The following is a 350-nucleotide window of genomic DNA, read 5'->3' as shown; positions in this document are numbered from 1 at the left end:
CCCTCTCCTCGTGGGTGTGGGTCTGGGTGAGGGAATCAGGCCGCACCGATTAAAGTTCAGTAGGTCGGGTAAGCGCTAGCGCCACCCGACAAAACACTTAACGCGTCACACCACTCTTAAAGATCGCCAACTCGCGGATGTCGTTCTTCTCGTTACTGGTCTGGCTGCCGTTAGCAAACTCCACGATTGGGTCCACGAACTCCGTCAGCAGTTGCGGCATCGCTGTGCCGTGGATCAGCTGGCCTGCGTCGAAAGCGATCCAGTGCTTTTTCTTCGCCGCCAGCTCGCTGTTGGTGGCGATTTTGACCGTCGGCACAAAACCGCCGTACGGCGTACCGCGACCGGTGCTG

1 pseudogene is annotated in these 350 nt (G+C 58.9%); it reads right to left on the bottom strand.

Features of this window, described 5'->3' with window-relative positions:
- Positions 1-97: 97 nt before the first annotated feature.
- Positions 98-350, bottom strand: a pseudogene (locus tag A6013_RS24840) (UxaA family hydrolase); the annotation flags it as partial.

The organism is Enterobacter sp. IF2SW-B1 (assembly GCF_001743375.1).
Lineage (GTDB): Bacteria > Pseudomonadota > Gammaproteobacteria > Enterobacterales > Enterobacteriaceae > Enterobacter > Enterobacter bugandensis.
The sequence above is the reverse complement of the archived record's forward strand: the minus strand, read 5'-3'. Positions and strand labels throughout refer to the sequence as shown.